General features: G+C 43.1%; 23 protein-coding genes and 1 pseudogene. 4 read left to right on the forward strand and 20 right to left on the reverse strand.

Annotated elements, in window-relative coordinates:
* Positions 1-84 precede the first annotated feature (84 nt).
* From N4J56_RS35250 to N4J56_RS35265, 4 genes and pseudogenes are all read right to left on the reverse strand, one after another.
* Positions 85-963: an IS982 family transposase gene (locus tag N4J56_RS35250; protein ID WP_317111394.1), complete on the reverse strand. Its 879-nt coding sequence runs from the start codon at positions 961-963 to the stop codon at positions 85-87.
* Positions 964-1108: 145 nt separating this feature from the next.
* The gene (locus N4J56_RS35255) at positions 1109-1483 is read right to left on the reverse strand and encodes a hypothetical protein (RefSeq protein WP_106216285.1); all 375 of its coding nucleotides are present in this window, start codon (positions 1481-1483) and stop codon (positions 1109-1111) included.
* Positions 1484-1534: 51 nt separating this feature from the next.
* Positions 1535-2305 (reverse strand): annotated as a pseudogene (locus tag N4J56_RS35260) (IS1 family transposase).
* 141 nt (positions 2306-2446) lie between these two features.
* Positions 2447-3478, reverse strand: coding sequence for a 50S ribosomal protein L11 methyltransferase (locus N4J56_RS35265; protein WP_106216286.1), 1032 nt, complete (start codon positions 3476-3478; stop codon positions 2447-2449).
* A gap of 374 nt (positions 3479-3852) precedes the next feature.
* On the opposite strand from N4J56_RS35265, the gene N4J56_RS35270 reads away from it, so the two are divergent.
* Both N4J56_RS35270 and N4J56_RS35275 read left to right on the forward strand, forming a co-directional pair.
* Positions 3853-5496: an IS1182 family transposase gene (locus N4J56_RS35270; protein WP_317111397.1), complete on the forward strand. Its 1644-nt coding sequence runs from the start codon at positions 3853-3855 to the stop codon at positions 5494-5496.
* Between the two features lie 122 nt (positions 5497-5618).
* Complete coding sequence (locus N4J56_RS35275) at positions 5619-6092, forward strand: hypothetical protein (protein WP_317111398.1); 474 nt, start codon at positions 5619-5621, stop codon at positions 6090-6092.
* A 199-nt stretch (positions 6093-6291) separates the two neighbouring features.
* Here N4J56_RS35275 and N4J56_RS35280 read toward each other — a convergent pair whose 3' ends face one another.
* The 3 genes from N4J56_RS35280 to N4J56_RS35290 form a co-directional block, all read right to left on the reverse strand.
* A complete protein-coding gene (locus N4J56_RS35280; protein WP_317111399.1) occupies positions 6292-6600 on the reverse strand; it encodes a hypothetical protein in 309 nt (102 codons plus the stop codon).
* Positions 6601-6670: 70 nt separating this feature from the next.
* Complete coding sequence (locus N4J56_RS35285) at positions 6671-8344, reverse strand: sodium:solute symporter family protein (protein WP_317111400.1); 1674 nt, start codon at positions 8342-8344, stop codon at positions 6671-6673.
* Positions 8345-9053: 709 nt separating this feature from the next.
* Complete coding sequence (locus N4J56_RS35290; protein WP_317111401.1) at positions 9054-9644, reverse strand: transposase; 591 nt, start codon at positions 9642-9644, stop codon at positions 9054-9056.
* Between the two features lie 43 nt (positions 9645-9687).
* On the opposite strand from N4J56_RS35290, the gene N4J56_RS35295 reads away from it, so the two are divergent.
* Positions 9688-9819 carry a hypothetical protein gene (locus N4J56_RS35295; protein ID WP_317111402.1) on the forward strand — a complete coding sequence of 44 codons (132 nt, stop codon included), beginning with the start codon at positions 9688-9690 and terminating at the stop codon, positions 9817-9819.
* A gap of 417 nt (positions 9820-10236) precedes the next feature.
* Here N4J56_RS35295 and N4J56_RS35300 read toward each other — a convergent pair whose 3' ends face one another.
* From N4J56_RS35300 to N4J56_RS35315, 4 genes are all read right to left on the reverse strand, one after another.
* A complete protein-coding gene (locus tag N4J56_RS35300; protein WP_317111403.1) occupies positions 10237-10560 on the reverse strand; it encodes a hypothetical protein in 324 nt (107 codons plus the stop codon).
* Positions 10561-10696: 136 nt separating this feature from the next.
* The gene (locus tag N4J56_RS35305) at positions 10697-10921 is read right to left on the reverse strand and encodes a DUF4278 domain-containing protein (RefSeq protein ID WP_317111405.1); all 225 of its coding nucleotides are present in this window, start codon (positions 10919-10921) and stop codon (positions 10697-10699) included.
* 35 nt (positions 10922-10956) lie between these two features.
* Positions 10957-11289: a DUF4278 domain-containing protein gene (locus tag N4J56_RS35310; RefSeq protein WP_317111406.1), complete on the reverse strand. Its 333-nt coding sequence runs from the start codon at positions 11287-11289 to the stop codon at positions 10957-10959.
* 129 nt (positions 11290-11418) lie between these two features.
* On the reverse strand, positions 11419-12339 hold the full coding sequence (locus N4J56_RS35315; protein WP_317111407.1) for a hypothetical protein: 921 nt from the start codon (positions 12337-12339) through the stop codon (positions 11419-11421).
* A gap of 285 nt (positions 12340-12624) precedes the next feature.
* Between N4J56_RS35315 and N4J56_RS35320 the strand changes: the two genes are divergently transcribed.
* A complete protein-coding gene (locus tag N4J56_RS35320) occupies positions 12625-13518 on the forward strand; it encodes a LysR family transcriptional regulator (RefSeq protein WP_317111409.1) in 894 nt (297 codons plus the stop codon).
* 374 nt (positions 13519-13892) lie between these two features.
* On the opposite strand, the gene N4J56_RS35325 is transcribed toward N4J56_RS35320, so the two are convergent.
* The 9 genes from N4J56_RS35325 to N4J56_RS35365 all read right to left on the reverse strand — a co-directional run bounded on the left by N4J56_RS35325 (position 13893) and on the right by N4J56_RS35365 (position 19505).
* On the reverse strand, positions 13893-14321 hold the full coding sequence (locus tag N4J56_RS35325) for a transposase family protein (RefSeq protein ID WP_317111411.1): 429 nt from the start codon (positions 14319-14321) through the stop codon (positions 13893-13895).
* Between the two features lie 8 nt (positions 14322-14329).
* On the reverse strand, positions 14330-14650 hold the full coding sequence (locus N4J56_RS35330) for a transposase family protein (protein ID WP_317111413.1): 321 nt from the start codon (positions 14648-14650) through the stop codon (positions 14330-14332).
* A 98-nt stretch (positions 14651-14748) separates the two neighbouring features.
* Complete coding sequence (locus N4J56_RS35335; RefSeq protein WP_317111415.1) at positions 14749-15522, reverse strand: hypothetical protein; 774 nt, start codon at positions 15520-15522, stop codon at positions 14749-14751.
* Positions 15523-15605: 83 nt separating this feature from the next.
* Positions 15606-16172: a type 1 glutamine amidotransferase domain-containing protein gene (locus tag N4J56_RS35340; RefSeq protein WP_317111417.1), complete on the reverse strand. Its 567-nt coding sequence runs from the start codon at positions 16170-16172 to the stop codon at positions 15606-15608.
* 24 nt (positions 16173-16196) lie between these two features.
* Positions 16197-16967 (reverse strand): cupin domain-containing protein, encoded by a 771-nt coding sequence (locus tag N4J56_RS35345; protein ID WP_317111418.1) that lies wholly within the window; start codon positions 16965-16967, stop codon positions 16197-16199.
* Positions 16968-17317: 350 nt separating this feature from the next.
* A complete protein-coding gene (locus N4J56_RS35350) occupies positions 17318-17923 on the reverse strand; it encodes an IS630 family transposase (RefSeq protein ID WP_410500594.1) in 606 nt (201 codons plus the stop codon).
* Between the two features lie 50 nt (positions 17924-17973).
* Positions 17974-18519 (reverse strand): helix-turn-helix domain-containing protein, encoded by a 546-nt coding sequence (locus N4J56_RS35355; RefSeq protein WP_317109060.1) that lies wholly within the window; start codon positions 18517-18519, stop codon positions 17974-17976.
* Positions 18520-18533: 14 nt separating this feature from the next.
* On the reverse strand, positions 18534-19307 hold the full coding sequence (locus tag N4J56_RS35360) for a rhomboid family intramembrane serine protease (RefSeq protein ID WP_317111419.1): 774 nt from the start codon (positions 19305-19307) through the stop codon (positions 18534-18536).
* Positions 19308-19337: 30 nt separating this feature from the next.
* A complete protein-coding gene (locus tag N4J56_RS35365; protein WP_317111420.1) occupies positions 19338-19505 on the reverse strand; it encodes a hypothetical protein in 168 nt (55 codons plus the stop codon).
* Between the last annotated feature and the right edge of the window lie 410 nt (positions 19506-19915).

Here is a 19915-nt window from a genome sequence, read left to right on the forward strand (position 1 = left end):
TTAGCAATCCTGACGATGCGAATAAAACAGGCAATGCTGTTGTCGATCGTTTGAAAGCTGTAAATATATTAACGTCAGTTCGGGTTAAGCAGCAGGGAGAAAAAAGCCATCTAAACGCAGAGAGGGTTTCTTAGGCTGATGGCAATAAGCAATCAAACCACAAACCAAATTGACCAGGAAATTGAGCGGGCTACGATGGCGAGAATGTTCGATTTGAGAAATATTCTTTAACTGGTCAATAATAGTTTCGACGATGGCACGTTTACGGGAGAGTAGCTTGTCCATCAATGGCATCAATCGATTACGCATATTGCGCCGTGGTTTGGTAAGCAACTGAATTCCGCACTCGCGTAACAATCGCTCAAACAATGTCTGAGAAATATAGCCCTTATCAGCCACCACCTTACCAAACAAGCGCCGCAGTAGCTTGAACACTGGTCGTCGCTCATCAGTATTTCCTGGTGTCAGCGTCATGTTCAACAACTCTCCACAATCGTTGAAGACCAAGTGCAACTTGAAGCCAAAAAACCAATCTACGGAAGTTTTTCCACGAGAAGCTAAATTAGCAAATACCCGATGCTGCTGAATTCGACGATTGTGGCAAACGCGCACACTCGTAGAGTCCATCAACGAAATACCACTACAACGCCCAAAGCAACTGTACAAATAAACGCTCAAAGGCAACAATGTCGATGGTATCCACTCCACAAAGCGATTGTAGCTCACTAGCCTGGGAAACTCTTTGTGCCAATGCAAGCTAACTTGCTGAACGTAAAAGGCTTTGAAGTTACGATAATGCGATTGGTGGAAGGCAATCAGGATTGTCATGATTTCGCTAAGGCACAATTGGCGTGTACGACTGCGCCGACGTAAACCATCATGCAGTAGTTGTTGCTGCCATCGTGGTTCAAATGCTTGGCAAAAGTCATCTACCGCGCAAAACAGTTCTTCTAAACTGGACATAGGACTAGTGTTTGTGAGCTGATACATAGGTATTTCTCAGCTTAGCTGCTAGTCCTTTCCTTATCCCGAACTGACGTTATATTAGGCTCCCTGTGGTGCCCAGATTCTATACTTTTCGTACATCCTCTGATCTCGACTTTATCCATTAGGCAGCATAGCAGAGCAAGTCAGACCAACAATTGAAGAATACTCGTGGGATATTTACAGTGTCAGTCTCTCTATCAGACAATTGAAAAAGTCGAAACTGCCATAGCCGTTGACGCACTAGGGCAATAGCATCGGCAAAAGTCGGGGAAGACTTGCGGTACCAGGCAGTGTTGGGTAAATCAAAGGGATACTGAGTTTGAATTTGATTTGCCAGCATTACTACAATCGAGAATAAGGCTAATAGAGCAGGAGTAGTCCGCAAAATTGCTAAGTTAGACCACTGGCGTTGTGTCTTCACTCCTAAATGGGAGCGGACTTCCTCAAAGGTGACTTCCACTTGCCAGCGAGAGCGAAACCATTGCAAGATTTGCATCGGTTGAGCCGATAAATCTGTAAGTAATGTTATAGATCGGTTGCTTAACCTTTAAACGGGTAAATCAAACTCATAGCAATTGATGAACAAGCCAATCACGAGATCGTGCATCTCTTCTGTCTTGGAAAAGCAAATTGTCTTGCGAGCTAGCCGTTTAATTCTTGTCCTTAATCTCAGGTGCTTTCGTTCAATTCTTTGAGTTTTCCGTTTACCTATCTCATGACACTCTGCTGGTAAATGTCGTTCGTATGCTCCCCAATATCTGTACAGTATCTTTTGATTCCAAACGGCTCCAGTAACTTCTTAAGTTGGAGAAACACTGTATCTTTTCGGCGACCAAACACGTAAGCCAAAACTTTTCCACTTTGGCGGTCGATTGCGTGCCATAACCACCTAGGATTGCTTTTTTTACCTACATAACTCCACATCTCGTCCAGCGAAGATTCTTCCACACCAGCTTCTTCTGGCTCTTCAACTCGTACAATCTCCACTTCTATACTCTCAGGTTTTAACCACTGCAAAAGTTTCTGATTCACTTGCTTGAGGAGTGCGAGTTTTTTTTAATTCCTGAATGACTGTTGTGGGACTAACATGTAACACCCGTGCAATATCTCTCACTCCGCTGCCGTTGAGAGTCATCTGGACAATTTGCTGCTTGACTTCTGGTGTTCTTCCTGGATAAGTCTGGGTGAGAACAAAAGTGCGGTAGGGACAATCCGAGTTTTGGCAGCGATAACGTTGTTTGCCTACTGGTGATTTACCGTGTTTTGTGACTTCTGTGCTGTGACAATGAGGACATTCAATCGCTACCAGAACAGTCATATGACTTAACCAAACTTTTTACTCATTATACTTTACCAACCAATCTATAACATCACCCACAGATGAAAGCGTCAGGACTGAGATCTCAAGTCTTTATTCTCAATAATATTGAGAAAAACTCCAAGAAACCTAGCGAAGGATTTAAGTTTTTAGGAAAAGATGTGAAGTCGAATTCTCAATAAGAAATAGTGAGATCTCAGTTCTGACACTTTCCTTATAAACTTGTGCAAATGGTAAACCTCCGCTAGAACAGAAGCGACTAAAAGCAAGACAAATTTTATCGCCACGTTTAACCTCTATCGGAGTTTCTATCGGCAGATATGCGTGTTTCCATCTGACTGAGGAAAAATCGTCGCTCTTCGATATATCTAAAATGACTGAATCCGAAAGTTGAGCGACGAAACTACCTTTTAATCCAGTGAAAATACCATCTACTTCTACAGTGAAAATAAGAGAGATTTCGTAAGTATCTCGATCGCTTCCATCGAATCTAAATTCTTTGGCTACTTGGGGGGTACTCAGGTGACTTGTATTTGGTAGGATTGCATCATAGTAGAGGTCGAACTGGTTCGTAATTGCAAGTCTTTGTAAGAGGGTTTCTATGGTATAGCCTGAAATGCTTTTTACATTTCTTGACTGGACTTGCTGGTGCACTTTGAGCGAGTCAATCGGTACTAATTTACTACATACTTTAGACGGCAACATTATTCCGCCTTCTCTTAGAAAGCGATGACGCGCATCTGTTAAGATTGGCACGCAGTCCTCATTGTCCCCCAGATTCCCCAGAATTTCAGAAATGATTACATCTCCCCTTGTTGGTAGCTCTAAGTTATAGGAAATCTTGTTAAAAACCTCATACTTACCGGGAAATTCTCTTTCAAAATTTCGGACGACAACAGGAAGTATTTCAGAATTCATTTCAATGGCGTATAGATGTTTGGCTCCTGCTTCTAATGCCCATAATCCTAAAATTCCCGTACCCGTTCCTACATCTATAACTATCATTCCTGGCTGGATCACCTCCTGAATAGCCCTTTTAAAGGAATTCATCCTGAGTTCGTCGTTTAGCATTAATTGGTGGGAATCTTTATTCCAGTCCAATATCCCTTCAGACAGGGGGAGCCAGACATCTTCAATGCCATAGTAGTTAGCCGAATTAAAATCGAATTTCATGTTAATGTCCTCGTAAATAATAGTGTTTTGAGTTCTGTAACATCAGTTATTTCAGTCAACTAGTTGGGTTGAACTTCCAACATTTGCTATTTTTTATTAAGCAGCTACAAAAATATGATTCATGGCTTTATAGCTTCGTAGCTATTAAATTTGCACGGTAACAGGGGTGAATGAGGGGAGACTTTACAAAGCTCCTGTATCTACCCCTAAATTTATTGAGTTGAATTTACATAACTACCACAAGCGATCGCATCCTCGGGTGCGAGTAGCAATGGATACTGTTGGCGAAGTCAAAAAAGGGCAGGCATGGGAAAATACTAAGGTGCTAGCATTAACCCCCATCGATTGGGGAAGCAGCTGGAGGAATCGTCGAAGTGCTTCAACCTCAAACCAGCCCTGTTCCAGAACAAACGGTGCGTGTCGCTCGCGCTGCCTTTCCCAAAGGTAATCTCTACATCACCATGCGCGACGAAATAGGAACTCTCTATAATGATCGAGATTTTGAAACATTGTTTCCCACACATGGGCAACCAGCTTTTAGTCCTTGGCGCTTAGTGCTAATCTGTGTGATGCAATTTATGGAGGAACTGTCAGATCGGCAAGCAGCAGAGGCAGTCCGCAGCCGAATCGATTGGAAATATGTCTTAGCTTTGGAGTTGACTGACCCTGGGTTTGATTTTAGTGTACTGTGCGAGTTTCGAGCGCGGTTAATTGCCGGAGGTAGCGAGCAACAGTTATTGGATACGCTGCTCAAGCAGTTCAAGGAGCGGGGTTGGCTGAAAGCAAGAGGGAAACAGCGCACCGACTCAACACATGTGCTGGCGAGCATCCGCACCCTGAACCGACTTGAAAGCGTAGGCGAGACCCTGCGTGCTGCACTCAACACTTTGGCTACCGTTGCTGCCGACTGGTTGTGTTCCTGGATTCCACAGGAGTGGTTTGACCGCTATGGGCATGCAGTAGACGAATATCGTTTGCCCAAAGGCATTGCGGCACGCAAGGAGTACGCCCAAACTATTGGCTGTGACGGAATGCATCTGTTGATAGCTATTTACGATGATGAAACAACACCTCAATGGCTACGGCAAATACCCGTTGTGGAGATTCTCCGGCAAACGTGGGTGCATCAATATTATATGGAGAATGGTCAAGTGTGCTGGCGGGAGAAAGCAGACTTACCACCAGCAGGCAACCGCTTTGACTCCCCCTACGACCCTGATGCCCGTTATGGCAACAAGCGCTCTACCACTTGGACGGGCTATAAAGTGCACATTACTGAAACATGTGATGTTGACGAGGTTCATCTAATTACTAATGTGGAGACAACCCATGCCCATCTTTCTGATGTGGAGCAGACAGAGCCTATTCATGAAGCACTTTCCGCTAAAGCATTGCTGCCAACAGAGCATATTGTAGATGCTGGTTATGTTGATGGAGAGCTGCTGATTAGTAGTAAAGTCGAGCATGGAGTAGATCTCATTGGTCCTGTACGTCCGAATACAAGTTGGCAGGCTAAAATTTCTGGTGGATACGATAATAGTCAATTTATCGTCAACTGGGATGCGCACACAGTTACCTGTCCTCAAGGTCAAACAAGTACCACTTGGACTCCCAGTGACGATAAGTGGGGTAATGCTGGAATTAACGTCAAGTTTTCTCGCCCAGTCTGCCGAGTCTGTAATTCTCGGTCTTTATGCACTGGCTCAAAAACCGATCCACGATTCATTAGATTGCGCCCCCAGGCTGAACATCAAGCTATTCAATCGATTCGACAGCAACAACAGACAGCGGAATGGAAACAACGCTACAACCGACGGGCTGGAGTTGAAGGGACTATATCACAAGGGATTCGGTCCTTTGGTCTGCGGCGAGCACGTTACATTGGCTTGGCAAAAGCCCGATTACAGCACATTATGACGGCTGTAGCAATTAATCTAGTTCGCGTGGTTGCCTGGTTGCGCGGTATTCCCCATGCAAAAACCAGAACCTCACGATTTGCTGCCCTAGCTCCAACTTGAAGCTTTCTTCGTGAAGATTCTGGCTCCCAAGCGCATCTGAATCATCCTTAACCTGGTAATACACGGTTGAGCGTTTTTCATCTAAGAGATTAAAATTACGGTGTAATACATGGAAAATGGCTATGAAACGTGATGTCCAGGGGAAGTTCGCGCTCAAAAACGAAGATTACCGTAAGGTCCGCTCTTTGAGACTAACCGATCAAACCTGGAGGGCATTGGGCATTGCTGCTGAATGCTCAGGCGTAACTAGAGCTGACTATTTAGAGCAGATTGTTAGGGAGCAGCCCCGCTCAAGTATTACACAGCCAAAAGAAGAAGTCCTACCGAGGATTACACGGAACGAACTCAAAGAGCTGCCATGTAATACTTGGCAGAATGAGGAAATAGAGCGACTCAAAGCGGAGATACACGACCTGAGTCAAGAAAACGTACAGCGAGTGAAGCGGGCGACAATTGTGCTCCCCCAGATCCCAGACCTTGAGGCAAAACGCGATCGTGTTTTGCTTGACCTCAAGTTAGGTAAGCAAGCCCCTGGATATAAAGCTGCTCAAAAAGCTCTCAATCGCTTCATCGCGCTCATTGAACCGCCCAGATGACAGCTTTTTTCGACTTCGCCAACAGTATCCATTGCTACTCGCACCCGGAATTTAGAAATTTAGTAGTAGAACAAAAATCTGTTTCAAGTAATAGCAGCTTGGGAAGCCATAAACTAATCTCTGTCAACTCATAAAATCAAAACTAGAATGTCTTCTAGAGGAATAGAGCACATATCCAAAGATGAATTATAAGAATGCCCTAAAAATTTTCGTTATCGGACGATTGTGGGCTGAGAGCATCTAACGCTATTAGTAACTTCTCAATAAAAAAATCAAGGTCTGTGTATGCTACTTCAAGTTTCAGTAGATTTTGCCGCTCGACTCGATCTAAACTGCATTCAGTCATTACCATTTCTAACAACAACGTAGCCTGCCGAGCTTCTAATAGAGCAGTATTAGCATTCTCTAATGCGTTATTCGTATAGTTAGCTGCCAAGTAAATAATGGCTTGAAAAACAACTTGTAAATAAATCGCAGCTTGAAAACTAACTTGAGAGCTATGAGACATGGTATTTATTCGATCTAAAACTATCGAAACATGGTAGGGCGCACCCTTTAGTACCCCTACAAGACAAAAATTAATGCAATATTTTAACGGGTAATTCCACTTGAGCAGGCGATCTCAAATCTTCTACCATTTCTTGTACGCCAATTGGTGGTGGTGGAGTCAGGCGGGAAACGATCAGGGTAACGATAAAGTTAATCATCATCCCGACAGTGCCGATCCCTTCGGGAGAAATCCCAAATAACCAAGGTTGCATCCCGTAAAACTTCGCCCCGACGATGTAGAACAGAGTAAAGATTAAACCAACTATCATCCCCGCGATCGCCCCTTCTCGATTCGTGCGTTTGTCAAAAATCCCCAGCACGATTGCGGGGAAAAAGCTAGCAGCCGCTAAGCCAAAGGCAAACGCTACCACTTGCGCCACAAATCCAGGCGGATTGATCCCAAAATACCCCGCCAGTACGACGGCTAAACCTACCATAATTCGACCGACAAACACCCTTTGGGTTTCTGAGGCATTGGGATTGATGATGCGGTAGTAAATATCGTGGGCAACAGAACTAGAAATTACCAACAGCAAACCACTAGCCGTAGATAAAGCTGCGGCTAATCCCCCAGCAGCAACCAGTTCAATCACCCAAGGAGCTAACCTAGCCACTTCTGGCGTAGACAAGACAATAATATCGGGGTCGATCGTAATTTCGCTCGTATTTTTATCTGGTGTTAGCTCAATTCGTCCATCATTATTCTTGTCGTCAAAGGTTAATAACTTGGTTTTTTCCCATTTATTCGCCCAGTCTAACTGTCGCACTTCGGTAATTGGCTGGTTGTGCAAAGTGCTAATTAAGTTGTAACGAGCGAAAGTTGCCAAGGCGGGAGCGCTGGTATAAAGTAGGGCGATAAATAACAATGCCCAACCTGCCGAATAACGCGCTGCTCTGACATTAGGAACCGTGTAAAATCTAACAATTACGTGGGGTAGTCCTGCCGTCCCTACCATCAAGGCGAGGGTAGTGAACAGCACGTCCAACTGAGATCTGTTAGCAAATGGTTGCGAGTACTCTTTAAAACCCAAATCCAACTGAATTCGATTCAGCTTGCCCACAATATCGCTAAAAGTAAAGGCGAGTTGCGGAATTGGATTGCCAGTGAGAATATAAGCGATCGCCGCTGCTGGAATCAAATAAGCCACAATCAAAACACCATACTGGGCTACTTGCGTCCAGGTAATACCTTTCATCCCCCCCAAAACTGAGAAGAACGCCACCACCACCATCCCAATAATCACGCCCATGCTGATATCGACTTGGAGAAAGCGGCTGAAGACAATTCCCACGCCTCGCATTTGTCCGGCGACATAAGTTAAAGAGACAAATAAAGCAGCAACAACCGCGACTAACCTGGCGGCGTTGGAGTAGTAGCGATCGCCGACAAAATCCGGCACGGTATACTTACCAAACTTGCGCAGATATGGAGCAAGTAGGAGTGCCAGCAACACGTAACCGCCAGTCCAACCCATCAAATAAATCGAGCCATCGTAGCCCAGAGTCGAAATTAACCCCGCCATCGAGATAAAAGAAGCCGCCGACATCCAATCCGCCGCAGTCGCCGCCCCATTTGCAATCTGGGGGACACCTTGCCCAGCGACGTAAAAGCCGGAACTATCTTTGACGCGCGATCGCCATCCGATGTAAATATATAACCCGAAAGAAAGGGTAACTAACCAAACAGTCCAAAATTCTGCCATAACTCAATCTCATCCCTCTTTTGTTGCTTTAGGAAGAGTAAAATCTAAAGACCTTGCTGGATAAGGGTTTTGCTCTTTTGTCATTTTCAACTTTCTTCTGTCACTACGGTGAGATTAAAATAAAAGTCAAGCTGAATTGAGCTGAGCATAAGTAATTGGGGCAGTACGAAAGTCATTCATACAAGTCATCAGTTTGAAGAAGCCACGTTTAAGTCCTGGAATGGGAAGAACTTGCAACCACAGTTGGAGTAAACACCAAAAGATAAACGGCTGAAGCCCGTAAACGTAAATTGTTCAAAGCACTCTTCCAGTTTGTACCAGCTTCCCAACGCGGATGCTCCTCAAACGGGGTTTTAGACGTTGAAGTTGAAGTAGATTGAGTAATATGAGACTGAGCTTTGGTGCGAAAGTCACTCTTCGTGCCAACTAATTAATAAATAAGCACTGAAAATTACTTCCCACCACCGTTCAATGCTAGTATAGTCAGTGACTCGAAAATCCGCCCAACCGAGTTCGTTTTTTACCTGCTTAAATCCATACTCAATCCAACCTCGAAGGATAAGCGCGTTTTCCGAGGTGTAACTGCCAAGATGAATGGTAGTTAGTCATAATCAACCAAGTTTCAAGCGGATTTGCGGTTGGGTTGTCTGTTTTACTGATTTCGTAATAGCGAATTGAACGGGATTTGCCACAGACAATTTCGCGCTCTCTAGCGGGTTTCATCTGGTCGATGAGAGAGAGGTTGAACGTATGCACGCCAACGGTTGTAACGAATTTTCTGACCTGGTGCTATCAATCCACTATGATTACTACGAATCGCAACAATAAATCGGAGTTTTAAGCGAAGGAATTCCTGAACTACATCTCCACTTTCTCCATATAAACTATCTGCTAGTACTAACTCAATCTGGAACTGCCATTTCTCAAGTTCTTGCAGAATTTCCACTGCTAATTGAGGCTTAGTTTTATACACGTCACCTGCTTGCAATCGAGAGCGTGGTTTGAAGATCTTAAATAGTAATGGGTACGTGATGTTATCTACGACTGCATAAGCGTTCACTGATACAATTCCATTATCGGTTTTACCCAAATTCCCAATATATTGCTTGGCCACATAATCAGTGGTTTTTCCGGCTTTTTTGTCGCCTGTTTCATCAATACACAGGATAATTGAACGTTTGCCAACTAATTGTTTTATCAACTCTAACCGCCTTGCCCGAAACTGTTCCACCTGCCACGGAGTGCGTTGCGGGCGTATGATGTAACGATTGAGCATTTGATAGTCCAACAGTCTTGGCAATCGCGCTCTAGGATTTGCGCGGCAGTTCTGAAATTATCCCTATGTGGAGAAACTTAAATGCTTCAAAGTTCCGCACATCAGCAAACAGGTTTTGGTAGTGGTTGCAGTAGTCATCGATAAAACTCACAGTGGTTATGGGAGGACGTGGCTCAACCATGCTTTAGCAGAAGAATAGGTGGTTTTCTTACCCATTTTAGTCTGGCTGAAGTGACAGAAGAAAGTTCAAGCCGTCAAAATGAAAAACTCTTACTGTGTATGGGTTTCAGAATTCGCTCCGACGCAAGTAACAAAAGAGGGATCACTTCCCAATCCCGTATTTGCGATCGATCTTGTCCATTTACTACTAGGAGCGGGGTATGGTTAACATCGGTCAATTTCTCAAAACCTCCTCTAGGAGCTGTTTTCCAAGAAATAACATTTGGACAAAAGTGTTCACCATACTGCACTCTCATTAGTAAAAGGCATAGATGAACATCAATGCTACAAACTTTAAGAGCGAGCTTTGTTATATCATCCAAAAACCAAGAGGAACGCTACCAAGCCCAAACAATAATAAGTACTGTTGGTTTCCTCCTAGTATTAGATAAGCTCTTTACCAATATGGTGCTGAGTAGAAAATGGAGTAGTAAAGTGACGGGTCAATTCGGTCTGCGAAGTGAGGGTACAGATCCTGCTGTCGAATTGAGCTAGTTTTATGTTGTTGCGAGTCAGGTTCAAATTGTTGAGATCGATCTGTTTCAATCGCTTCCGAGCAGTTTAGAGTTTGAGCGCCCTTGAATAGAGCTACCAGCTTCGACCAAGAAATCGAAAAAGGGTTTTGCAGGTACTTCTGAATTAATATATGGTTTTGATTTACCGAGTGTTGAGCAGAGAGTGGTAGGTTTTTTAAATGTCGCTTGCCCGTGTTCTTAGACATGAGTGTACTCCTTTGAGTAAATGTGTGATGAATCAACTGACTTTAGCCTAAAATCTGATTCCAGCTAGACTACAACCTCTCTAGGTACTCTTTACAAGTCATCTGTTAACATTTCTATTAACGAATAAGGCGATACTTAGTAAACCAACTTGTAGTAGGTTATGCCCCGATAAATCAACTGATGAATTGCTAGTTTTTCAGGTACTTGGGTAGGAGTGGGATGAGGAGCAACGCAATAGGTTACACCACGATATCTACGGCAATTGGTATTGCTAAATTCAGGTGATTGACGCAATCGAGCGTCTGAAACTCGAACAGAAGAATCACGCTCGTAGGCTACACCACGATAGCTAAGTTGCATATGTCTCTTTTTAAATAACATGATGCGAGAGCCAACTAACTACTAATTTCAAAACATCTCCCTTCGGGAATGAGAATCTTTGAGTCTGATAATTTAACGGAATCACTGTTATGCGATCGATCGCAGCTCTGGTAACGATTGTATCTAGGATTATCTATGCTACGGTTAAAGGTAACGCCCCGATAGATCGCCTTGTAAACTGCTGGGCGTGCAGGTTCTCCAGGTTTGGTATTAGGATCGATCCTATAGGTTTCACCACGGTAATATAGGAAGTAAGCCGCTCCTGGTTCGCGAACTTGTCGGAATGGACGACCTGGAGCCATATTAGGATGGCGATCGTATGTCATACTTCGATAGAAAAGTTCCATATTTTACCTCTCAGATATATAGCAAGGGTAAAGCTACTGTTAGTAAAAAGAGTGCTTTTGTTGGCTTGCGATTAACCCTGAAGATTGTCAACTAATAGAGATAGCGAACAAATGGGGGGCGCATATGCATCAGACGACTCCGTAGTATTTCTCTAACCAAGACAACAAACCTTCTTCCACAGGAGTTAAATTAGTTTGCCTGACTAAATCTTTGAGAACGTTAGCTGCACCTCGGTCAAGCGAATCGACTTTGGCTATTCGTCTAATCCGCTGCAAAATTTGCGATAACTGTTGCCGAACATTTGGTGAGTCAATCCTTTCCAAGTTTTCTGATTCCACAATCAAAGTGGTGTCGTGTACTTCAACAGTTACCGTCGAGTCTGTTAGCTCTGTTGCGATCGCCCAACAGCCGTTATATTTCTTTTCCTGACCTTTGAGTCTAACCAAATTGAAGACATCGCCTACTTGACATTCATCTTGAACTAGTAATAAAGGCTTTTCTTTGCACTGCTCGATCGCCCCCTTGACGACACGACTGCTGGGAACGTTACCTCCAGCTTCATCTACACTCCGTACCCAAACTTCCGCCTGCACTTCTGGTTCTAAATCTGCCTTGGCTATATCTCGTACCTGACGCTCTTTGGTTGGCATGGGAATTTGCCGACCGTTGGTCGGTAAAAATTTCTGAATATTGTCGTAAACCTCAGCCGCAGCAATTTTTAGATAAGCAGCATCGCTACTACAGTTGAAGCGATCGCGGCAGTATGCTTCAAACGTTTTATGAGTACTGCGATACAATCGTCGATCCCGTAATTGAGCAAGTGCCCTACCTGCCAGATAGAATGCCCGCTCTACCCTCAACTCCAACCGAGCGCGATCGCGTTGTTCATCGGGATTTAGTGGTTCTAAAGTATCTGCTTGAGTCACTTCTACAGTTATTGAGGTATTCTCCTCAACTAGAGAAGCAGATTTATTGAAAACTAGAGGAGCAGATTCGCTAGACTCACCTGGAGGAGTAGATTTAGTCGCTACAAGCTTTTGAGAAATCATCAGAGTTTGTGGAGTTGAGTTATACTATGTATTAATTATTTGAACACTTTCCGCAATATTACTGAGACAGAGAAATTTACTACACTGCGATCGCCAACTAGGGAATGAGGGGAAGAGATAAGAGGTCAAAGGTTTTGGTCGATGAATAGTTCTACAAGTTTCAATTAGCTCTGAATAGAGAGTTTTAGAGAGATGAGAGACAGTTGGTTTTCTGTCTCTTTCATCTTAGGTAGAGTCCGAGCATAAATCAAATTATGAATTTTAGACTTAACTATAATAATATTTATGGTTAGTTTTGAATGGTATCGTAGTTTCATAGCGGTCTACCGAGTTGGTACTGTTTCAGGTGCCGCGCAAGTGCTGAATCTAACACAGCCAGCTGTTAGTCAACACCTTACTGCCTTGGAGAAAGCTCTTGGAATTCGCCTCTTCGAGAGAACCCCAAGACATATGGTGCCGACCTCTGGTGGTATGCGGCTCTACAATCAAATTGCTGATTCCATCGAGCAGCTTGAGTCCGTGGTTAGCAAAATGTCATCGGCTTCTATATCCCAACTGGTTCGACTCGGTGCGCCGCAAGAGTTTTTTGTAGAAAAGATTCTTAGCAGGTTACCTAAAAGTGATAGTAACTACTACACGGTGACATTCGGACTAGCACAGAATTTGATTAAACAATTAGTTTCCGGTAACCTCGATCTAGTAATTTCCACACTCCAAATTCAAAAGGCTGAAATAGTATACCAACCTCTTTTTGAGGAAAACTTTTGGCTAGTCGGACCGAAAGATATAAACTTACAAGATGTAAACATACCAAATGCCCTAGATACCTCAAGCGAAGGCTTAAAGAATCTCGAAAAATGGTTGCGTAGTCAATCAATAATTTCTTACAGCGAACAGCTACCAATTATTAGACGTTTTTGGCGTACTGTGTTTGGTAGAAGGATTGCTGTCGATCCAAAAATAATTATTCCTGACCTCAGAGGTATCCGTCAAGCTGTTGAATTGGGGCTAGGTATTAGTATTTTACCCGACTATTTATGTGAAAATTCAATTAAGGAAAATCGCTTGACACTGATATTAAATCCTGTGAAAGCTGTAAAGAATGTTATTTGGCTTGCTTTCAGAAAATCAGATATTCACATGCCAAGAACTCAATCTTTTCTAGACTTATTTAGCTGAAAGTAACTTGGTTGAACTTGGTTGTTAAAAAACGTTAAAAAGAAAGCCAATCTTGAACTGGCTTTTTTGCACGATCGCATATGCTTGAAAGAACATTGAATGCAAAAACTTCATTATTAGACATCTCCAAAAATATTCAACACGTTGACGTGAATAGCTTACAGCCTGCACTTCTTAGTTCAAAAATTAGCTAGCTTCCACGAGCGAATCAGAGTTTGAGATGGTTTTAGTTAAGAACTAAAAGGAAAAGATGTAATAATAAATGATTTTTATTTGAACATTCTACACTTTTCTACGTAGGTAATATTAGCGAGCCAATTCGGAATCTGACTAAGCCGCAAATTGTCAGGATCACTCGTTCATAATTCTGGGAATTAAGTCGAAATCTTTCTTGGGCAACTCGAAATATTTTGACCGAACGGATGCGATGTTCGACAAATACTCGCTCTTGTTGAAACCTCCTGATTTTCTTGTTTCTGAGCTGTTGTTAATTTGCCATTTCTCGGTTTTTTAATCGGAGTGGCAATTAAATCTTCTCCTAAATATCCTAAATCTCCCTTAAATTTTTGTGTTGAAGCGAAGCGATCGCGGTTTTCTCGGAACAAAGTTATATCGCTTTTTGGTCCTGGGAGTCCCGCCACAACATCAACAATATCTCTGCCAGATGGCAAGATAATCATTTGAGTTTTAAATGTATGGTTGCCTCTCTTGCCAGAATAGTACTTTTCTTGTTCTTTGTTGTCTCCAGGTCTTTCTCTGGCTTGCTCATAGCTGTCTACTATTAATTCATATTCTGTGAGCATTTCTTGAACTAGTTCAGCATCAGATTCTTTTTTTTCACTTGTTCAATTAAACTAGATGGTAATAATTCTTCCAAGAGTGGTAACCAATAATTAAATGTATCATTTGCAGTAGACTCACTTACCCCAAACTGGATACCCAGCAATTGAAATGTCGTCAGATGCCGAAGATAAACCAAAGTTAAAATTATTTGTTCTTCGAGTGACAATTTAGGTTTTCTACCACCTCTACCTGCAATAATTCTAGTTTTCTTAGCTTCTGATAAAGCTTGTTTTTCATTGTGTAATCTCGTGACATTTTTGATTAATATTTGTAACTGCTCGTGTTTCAAACCTATCAATCTCTGGGTTTCTTGAGGATTCGATTCAATGTAACTCAGTATATGACTCATGTTTTCGTGTAAAAAACTTGTTTTGATATTCTTCTACCCTAGAATATACTATTTTGGAGATGTCTATTGTGTAACGGCTCCATTCGATCTTCCAGAAACTCTGTGAGACTGATGCTCGATATAGAACTTTCTTGAGCAATGTGAAAGTGGTGGGGTGCATTGTAACCCCATGTTGCCCAATAAGAGCTATACCCAGCTTTCTGAGCCTCTACCACATTTAGAACGTTGTCATCGAAGAAATGAAGGCAGTAAGGGGGAATCTTTTCCAAATCTGTAATCTGCTGTAAAGCTGCAATTTTTAGTTTTTGTTCGCCAAAAATCCGGCTTTCATCAAATTTAATTCCAGCACTGCTCAATATCTCCCTCACCGATTTACTATCTTTAGCAGTTACTATATATGTCATAGATAGGTCAGTCTGAGATAAAAACCTTTTCATTCCTGGATAGAGACTGTGATGACGCAACCATTCTGCCGGTTTTTCCTGACGACTCCAATGCCTGTACTCGGTTGCTTTCTTCATGAATCGCTCGACAGCTTCCGGCGCGATCGCCGCGTAAATTGCTTGGAAGTCATCTTGTGAGACAATCGGAGTGGTAGAGTCAACCAATGGAACGATAAAATGACCGAGATGTTTGACAAAATTGCGACAATGCTTGAATCGTTCGACAAATTCGACTGGTATAGATGCTAGTCCTCGATCGCTAAAAGCAGATAAATCCTTACCATAATACCCATTCCAGGTAACGAGAATACATTCATTCAATCCATCGCAAATTAAGCCATCAAAATCTAAAGCAATTACTTTTCGCATGAGTATTTTTCCTATACCAGTCGCCCCTTCGACGACTGGCTTGTGTATCAGAATTGAAAATCACTACAGGCTACTTCGTGTAGTTAGCCGAGTGCGAGTTCTGGCGTTTTAGTAGTCGTAGTAAGCTTTTCAACTGCTATAAAGACAGCTTTCATAAACTTTCCAACTTGACCGTAGTAAGAACAGGTAATGATATTTCCGTCCGTTACCACATCTGCGTCAATGACGTTGGCTCCTGAATTAACCATGTCATCTACCATACCGACGTAAGCACAGACAGTCCGACCTTTAAGAACCTTAGCTGAAATCATGATCCAAGGACCGTGACATAAACCTGCAACAATTTTTCCAGCTGCGTTCATCTGAGCAACAAACTCCAAAACTTTCTTATCTTGCCTAACTCGATCTGGAGCTTCGTGTCCTCCAGTAAGAATCACAACGTCATATCGATCGACAGACAAATCGTCAAAAGAAATGAGCGGGTTAGCAGTTTTATCCATTGGCAATGGAACCCCATATTTACCGCTAACTGAAGCTCCTCCCTTGGTTGCAACATCAACTGTATACCCTTCTTCTTTTAAGCGGTAGTAGGTGTAGACAACATCGTGATCTTGAAAGCCAGGACCAGTGATGATAATTGCGTTGTACATTTGTCTCTCCGATTATTTGATAGATTACAGATTGCGAGCGATCGTAAAGTAGAAATTGTCTTCTTCTAATGCAGAATTAGGTAGGCTAGTAGCCGAAAATACTTGAATATCTTGAGCGATCGCCCGATCCAGTCCTAAGGAAATCATAAAGATTAAGTTGCGATCGCGACGGCGAACGATGTCCATCCCAGATTCGATCCCAAAGCGGTATTTATTGTCAATGCAACTCGTTCGGAGTTTGGCATCAGCGATCGAATCGACTCGTTCCATTTGGGTTAACTTGCGCTCTAAGGTTTGCGTTTCGTAGGCGTGACGTTGCCGCCCATATTTATCCTTGGCTCTAACTAAATCGAACTTGTTTCGGGGGGTTTCGATTTCCACTAAATTTAAAGGGGAATTACCAATGTTCTCAGTAGCATGAAACGTACCTTTGCGGATACGAACGCAGCTCATTGTTTCGAGCGCGTGAGATTCAGTTAATGTCTGAAATCTTGCCTTACCTTCCAAACATAACAGCACAGTCTCTTTACGAGGATGACAGTGCATTGAGGTTGACTGCCCAGGCGAAATGTTTAACTGCCAGATGTCATAAAAGTTGTCAGCGTAGATTCGATACTCGCAGCCCCACGGTTTTTGGATGAGTCTGTCTAAATCTAAATTTAAGTCAAATTGCTCGAATTGAAGCGGTAAACCTAATGCTATTGTTTGAGTTAACAAATCGCGATCGCTATTAGAAAAGACAATTGTCTTCTCGCTACCGCTACTTTTTCTTGCAGGCGGAGCAAGTTTAGTCATTAACTCCATTTTTCCTCTTTTGTTTCTAGTTCAAAGTTCTATAGAAATGGGAGATGCCTACAATCGATGATAAAATTGGGGGTAATTTTGAAACTCTTACCTGTTAGCTTTTTGTCTCTCCAAATATCTATCGGGTAATTCAGCTCGATTTCGCAAATCTGTTGACGATTGTTGAAACTTGTCAACGACGGTCATATGCTGACTGAATGCATGATAGATGCTATGATGCTAAGTGCTGTAAGTGTAAAACAGATAATCGCCAGAAGCAAATGCCGCAGACCTTCTCGATAACGTGGGTCTAAACCGCCCATCATGCTAACTAGTAGAGGTTGGCGGAAATACGCCTACCGTTAAGCAGCCAGTGCCTTACCTTTATATGTCCACTGGAATGGTTTTGCCATCGTATGGTTGAAATAGGTAATGAATTCAAGGATACGCGCTTTCAAATCAGCTTGAGTGGTAAAACTGGCTCGCCTGAGTAGCTTCCGTACTAAGATACTGAACCAGATTTCAATCTGATTTAACCAGGAACAATGCTTGGGAGTGAAGTGAAACACAATTCGGTGGGTCGGATCACTCAAAAAAGCAGCGCGAGTGTGCATGGATTTGAGAATGCCCTGCTTGCCTTTAATCCCCAGGTCATCAGTGATTTGTTCAACTTGAGCGACAAACCGTACTAACGATTCTGATTGATGGATGTTTAAGCAGTCCATCACTAGGTGCCATTTGGAAGCATCGGCAGCCGTTGCCAGGGTTTGTTGGATATGGGTGAGATAGTCTGCCTCGGTGCGAGTCTCTCCAACGGTTGGATGAATCACTTGTCCACTGGCAACATCGAAACTAGCAATCAAGGTTTGGGTGCCGTGGCGAATGTACTCAAACTCCTGTCGTTCTCGCTTGCCTGGTCGCATCGGCAGGTTTTTGGCTTTCCGCTCCAGCGCTTGAATTCCGGTCATTTCGTCAATACTAATGGTTCGTTCTCCTGCCTTGGCTCGTTCTGAGGCACTCAAGTAGGTATCGCAGATGACGGTGACTTTGTCGTCGAACGCAGGGTCGGGGGGGGATTCAACCAGTAACCGGACTGATGTGGTTTGAGCGTCGCTTCCTCTAATAATCGTCCCACATGCCGAGGCGAGATCCGCTCTACAATTCCCTGTTTGACCAGTTCATCTGCCAGTTCTCTCGGTGTCCAATGACTGATGGGTCGCCCGTAGGTTTCTGGCTTGTCACAGGCTAAAGCAAACAATTGCAGCATTTGTTCCAGGCTAAATGTTGCAGGGGTTCCCGGACGTTCCGCATCCTGCAACCGTTCCTCTACAGGCAAATCTTTCTCGCTTAAGGTTAACCATCGTTCTCGCCATAACCTTGCCATGTCCCGACTGATATTCAGCCTGCTGGCAATCTCCCTGTGATTGTATCCCTCGTCTGCCAGCAGAATGATTTCGGCTCTCATGGCGATTTGTTGGGGGGTGCGATGTCGAGCTACTAATTGTTTGAGTTGTTGACGTGCGGTTTCATCTAACGTCAGAGGTTTAGGGGCTGATTTCGGCAAGGCGCTTGACTTATTCAGGAGAACCTATCAAGCATAGCCGAATTTACGCCAAGCTCTACTAGATATCCTCCTAAGAAACCGCCAAAGTGTCCCCAGTTATCGGTATTGGGCATGATGAACCCTAACAGAAACATTACTACGGCATAGGTGAGAGCTTGATGCCTGACGATGAGGTTTCTTGTAATTTGTCCATAGGCAACTAATGCCCCTAACAATCCAAACAGACCTCCAGATGCTCCAATTGAAACATCAGCACCTTGAAAAATAGGCGGCACATCTGGAAAAAAGTGTCCGACAAGACTGCTGGAAAGAGAACCGATCCCAGTTGCAACAGTGTAGATAATTACCAATCGTCCCGAACCAAATGCCTCAGCCACCTCAAAAGCTAAATTCCGAATCCATAGCAGATTGAACGCAATATGTAATAAGTCACCATGTAACCAACCCGCACTTAGCAATGTCCACCAACGTCCCAGTTCAAACACTGGAATTGCCCCAGTAGCACCAAACATGACTAGACTTTGAGGGCTGGGTGCTAAAAAATCGAATGCTCCACTATTACGGATATTCCCCAGATCGATCAGAAGTGTTGTTAGGTAGAGAGCAATACATCCCCAAGTTACAATTGCTGTAAAGCCAAGATCTTTACCCAATCGGCGCAGACTACGGGAATAGCCCCACAAACTGGGGTTTTTGCGATCGCAATGAGGACAAGTTGATTTGTTAACCGAAATTAGGCGATCGCAGAAGACACAAATACAACTACCATTAACCTGTCGCTTGAACATGATAAATGTTACCTATTCGCTCCTTACCATCTACTTGCGATCGCCCTCAACTGAATTTTGCTCGTTCGATGGGTGAGTATGTCCCAAGTTGGTTTGGTTAATTAGCTCTAGTGTTGAGCCAATGCTGATAATCGCAGTGGCAACCATACCGAAGGCTAAGAATTTAAACGGAACCATTGATGGAATGCCGTATCGCATATCTCTCCTGTTTTCAGAGATTTTCTGTTAATCATCCTTTCTACGTTGTTGAATGTATCTTCTACCTTTGTTAGGAAATCGAAGTTCTCTCTAAGCCAGAAGCTAAGTTTCTACTTCTATGTAGCTCATTGGTAGAAGTGAAATCAGAATATGCATTTTTTGAGATGATTAGGAGTAATTTACTTACAGAAAAATGCTTAAAAACTTCGGATAATGAGCATTTGCGGATTTCTGTTACCTCAATTATTTTTACCTACTGCATAAATTAATTGAGGTGTTTCCAATAAGTGAGAAGCGTGAATTTAAGTATTGCCAAATCGTTACGTAGCAAACATTTTACCTTAAGGACAATGTTAAGTTGCCCGCAGAGAAAAATCTTAACGAGAATACCTGAAGAATTTGTTTACATT

Origin of the sequence: Chroococcidiopsis sp. SAG 2025 (assembly GCF_032860985.1) — a bacterium.
GTDB lineage: Bacteria > Cyanobacteriota > Cyanobacteriia > Cyanobacteriales > Chroococcidiopsidaceae > Chroococcidiopsis.

What these genes read in the sequence shown, in the direction of transcription:
- N4J56_RS35345 (WP_317111418.1), bottom strand. Translation starts at nt 16,967, where the DNA reads ATGACTAAACTTGCTCCGCCTGCAAGAAAAAGTAGCGGTAGCGAGAAG.
- N4J56_RS35250 (WP_317111394.1), bottom strand. Translation starts at nt 963, where the DNA reads ATGTCCAGTTTAGAAGAACTGTTTTGCGCGGTAGATGACTTTTGCCAA.
- N4J56_RS35265 (WP_106216286.1), bottom strand. Translation starts at nt 3,478, where the DNA reads ATGAAATTCGATTTTAATTCGGCTAACTACTATGGCATTGAAGATGTC.
- N4J56_RS35325 (WP_317111411.1), bottom strand. Translation starts at nt 14,321, where the DNA reads ATGCTCACAGAATATGAATTAATAGTAGACAGCTATGAGCAAGCCAGA.
- N4J56_RS35315 (WP_317111407.1), bottom strand. Translation starts at nt 12,339, where the DNA reads ATGATTTCTCAAAAGCTTGTAGCGACTAAATCTACTCCTCCAGGTGAG.
- N4J56_RS35280 (WP_317111399.1), bottom strand. Translation starts at nt 6,600, where the DNA reads ATGTCTCATAGCTCTCAAGTTAGTTTTCAAGCTGCGATTTATTTACAA.
- N4J56_RS35365 (WP_317111420.1), bottom strand. Translation starts at nt 19,505, where the DNA reads ATGCGATACGGCATTCCATCAATGGTTCCGTTTAAATTCTTAGCCTTC.
- N4J56_RS35350 (WP_410500594.1), bottom strand. Translation starts at nt 17,923, where the DNA reads ATGACCGGAATTCAAGCGCTGGAGCGGAAAGCCAAAAACCTGCCGATG.
- N4J56_RS35285 (WP_317111400.1), bottom strand. Translation starts at nt 8,344, where the DNA reads ATGGCAGAATTTTGGACTGTTTGGTTAGTTACCCTTTCTTTCGGGTTA.
- N4J56_RS35360 (WP_317111419.1), bottom strand. Translation starts at nt 19,307, where the DNA reads ATGTTCAAGCGACAGGTTAATGGTAGTTGTATTTGTGTCTTCTGCGAT.
- N4J56_RS35340 (WP_317111417.1), bottom strand. Translation starts at nt 16,172, where the DNA reads ATGTACAACGCAATTATCATCACTGGTCCTGGCTTTCAAGATCACGAT.
- N4J56_RS35335 (WP_317111415.1), bottom strand. Translation starts at nt 15,522, where the DNA reads ATGCGAAAAGTAATTGCTTTAGATTTTGATGGCTTAATTTGCGATGGA.
- N4J56_RS35310 (WP_317111406.1), bottom strand. Translation starts at nt 11,289, where the DNA reads ATGGAACTTTTCTATCGAAGTATGACATACGATCGCCATCCTAATATG.
- N4J56_RS35275 (WP_317111398.1), top strand. Translation starts at nt 5,619, where the DNA reads ATGAAACGTGATGTCCAGGGGAAGTTCGCGCTCAAAAACGAAGATTAC.
- N4J56_RS35305 (WP_317111405.1), bottom strand. Translation starts at nt 10,921, where the DNA reads ATGCAACTTAGCTATCGTGGTGTAGCCTACGAGCGTGATTCTTCTGTT.
- N4J56_RS35320 (WP_317111409.1), top strand. Translation starts at nt 12,625, where the DNA reads ATGGTTAGTTTTGAATGGTATCGTAGTTTCATAGCGGTCTACCGAGTT.
- N4J56_RS35255 (WP_106216285.1), bottom strand. Translation starts at nt 1,483, where the DNA reads ATGCAAATCTTGCAATGGTTTCGCTCTCGCTGGCAAGTGGAAGTCACC.
- N4J56_RS35300 (WP_317111403.1), bottom strand. Translation starts at nt 10,560, where the DNA reads ATGTCTAAGAACACGGGCAAGCGACATTTAAAAAACCTACCACTCTCT.